A 2,694-nucleotide genomic window follows, 5' to 3' on the forward strand; every position below is an offset into this window, starting at 1 on the left:
CCCTGCTCGCCACCCGCCTCGTCAGCCGCATCCGCAAAGACCTCGGCGCCGACGTCACTGTCCGCGACATCTTCGAAACCCCGACCGTCGCCGAACTGGCGGCGGTCCTCGCCACGCGTGGGGGGTCTCATCGTCCTGACCTGGTGGCCGTGCGTCGCCCGGAGGGGATCCCCCTGTCGTTCGCCCAGCAGCGTCTGTGGTTCCTGAACGAGCTGGAGGGGGCATCGGCGACATACAACATTCCCCTGGCGATCCGGCTCCGGGGCGGGCTCGACCCGGAGGCGCTGCGTCTTGCCCTGGCGGACGTGGTGCGGCGGCACGAGAGCCTGCGCACCGTCTACCCCGTCGGAGAGCATGGCCCCTACCAGCACGTCGAGCCGGCTGCTGGCGTGGCGGTTGAGCTGCCGCAGGTCCCGGTGGAGATGGGTGCTCTGCAGGCTCGGCTGGCCGAGCTGGCAGCCGGCATCTTCGACCTGGCCCGTGTTCCGCCGGTCCGGGCCCATCTGCTGAGGGTGGCCGACGACGACCACGTGCTGTTGCTCGTGGTGCATCACATCGCTTCGGACGGCTGGTCGAATGGGCCGTTGATGCGTGATCTCGGGCTGGCGTACCAGGCGAGGGTGAAAGGCCAGGCAGTGGGCTGGGCGCCGCTGCCGGTGCAGTACGCGGACTATGCGTTGTGGCAGCGTGAGCTGGTGGGCGCGGTGGATGATCCGAAGAGTGTGGCTGCCACCCAGCTTGGCTACTGGCGGGAGCTGCTGGCGCAGCTGCCGGAGGAAGTGACGCTGCCGGGCGCCCGGGTCCGGCCCGCCACCGCCTCCTACCGGGGGGCGAAAGTCAGTGCGGAGCTGCCCCCACGGGTGCACGAGCGTCTGGAGTCCCTGGTCCGTGCTGCGGGTGCATCCCTGTTTATGGCGGTGCATGCGGCGACCGCGGCGGTGCTGACGCGAAGTGGGGCGGGCACGGATGTGCCCATCGGATCGCCGGTCACGGGCCGTACGGATCCTGCGCTGGACGACCTGGTCGGGTTCTTCGTCAACACCCTGGTGCTGCGTACGGACACCAGTGGTGATCCGTCATTCCTCGACCTGCTGGCCCGCGTCCGGGAGACGGATCTGGGTGCCTTGGCGCACCAGGACGTGCCGTTCGACCAGCTCGTCGAGGAGCTGAACCCACCGCGATCCGCCGCCCGTCATCCCTTCTTCCAGGTCGTGGTCACCCTCAGGGACTCGGCCACCCCCGCTCCGGACCTCCCCGGCATGACCACGGAGGCCGCGGAGACCCCGTTGAGCGTCGCGCGTTTCGACCTGACCGTCAACTTCCTGGAGCGGCGGACGCCCGAAGGCCCGGGCGGCGTCGGGCTGAGTGTCGAGTACGCCGCAGACCTGTACGACGCAGACACCGTCCAGGCGTTTGCCGACCGCATCATCCGCTTCCTGGAGGCGGCCGTCGCTGACCCCGTACGGCCTTTCGGCGACCTCGACATCCTGGACGCCGCCGAGTGGCGCCGGGTCAGAGAGCCGGACGCCGGCGACCTGTCACCCCGCAGCGACACCACCGTGCCGGCCGTCATCAAGGGTCACGCGGTGGGCATCCCGGCTGCCCCGGCCGTGGTTTCCGGTGACCACTGCCTGAGCTACGCCGAGTTGGAGGAGCACGCCAATCGCTTCGCGCACCGGCTCGTCGCGGCGGGCGCCGGACCCGAGACCCGGGTGGCGCTCCTGCTCGACCGGTCCCCCGCCGTCCCGGTCGCCATCCTGGCCGTGCTCAAGGCAGGTGGAGTATATGCACCTGTCGACACCGCCTACCCCAGGGCGCGCATCCAGCAGATCCTCACCGCCGCGTCTGCGTCGATCGTCGTCACCACCCACGACCTGACCGACCTGCAGCTTCCCGAGGACACCACCGTCCTGCCCGCTCCGGAGCTGACCGGCTTCAGCCCCGATCAGACGGTGACACCCGCGCCGGACGTGGAGATTCAGCCTGACCAGCTTGCCTGCGCCGTGTTCACCTCGGGTTCCACCGGCGTCCCCAAGGGTGTCGCCATCACTCACCGGAACATCGTCGAACTGAGCCTCGACCGGGCCTTCTCGACCGGCGCGCACGATCGCATGCTGCAGCATTCCTCCATGGCCTTCGACGTCCTCATCTACGAGATGTGGGTGCCTCTGCTGACCGGCCACACGGTGATCGTCGCGCCGCCCGGCAATCTGGATGCCGTCTCCATGGAACAGGTGCTCACTGAGTTCCGGGTCGGGAGTGTCTGGCTCACGGCCGGGCTCTTCCATGTCGTGGCCGAGGAGAACCCGAGCGCTTTCGCCGGGGTGCACCAGGTCTGGACGGGCGGCGACGTAGTCGCGCCGTCGGCGGTCTGCCGGGTCATGGAGCACTGCCCGGGCACCACCGTCGTCAACGGGTACGGGCCGACCGAGACCACCGTCTTCGCCACCTCCTACGAGTCGACCCGGGACAGCCTCCAGGAGGGTTCGTTGCCCATCGGGCTGCCCCTCGACAACACGGGAACGTACGCACTGGACGAGGCGCTGCGGCCGGTACCCGCCGGTGCCGTGGGCGAGCTGTACATCGGTGGCCCCGGCCTGGCCCGGGGTTATGTGGGCCGGCCCGGCCTGACGTCAGAACGCTTCGTGGCCAACCCCTTCGGCCCACCCGGCACACGCATGTACCGCACTGGCG

Annotated in this window: 1 protein-coding gene; it reads left to right on the forward strand. The window is 69.7% G+C overall.

Annotation, left to right across the window (positions count from 1 at the left end; genetic code table 11):
- A partial coding sequence (locus TFC3_RS34930) for a non-ribosomal peptide synthetase (protein ID WP_153040644.1) occupies positions 1 to 2,694 on the forward strand: 2,694 nt, incomplete at both ends.

This window comes from Actinoplanes sp. TFC3, assembly GCF_001553785.1.
In the GTDB taxonomy this organism is placed as follows: Bacteria; Actinomycetota; Actinomycetes; order Mycobacteriales; family Micromonosporaceae; genus Actinoplanes.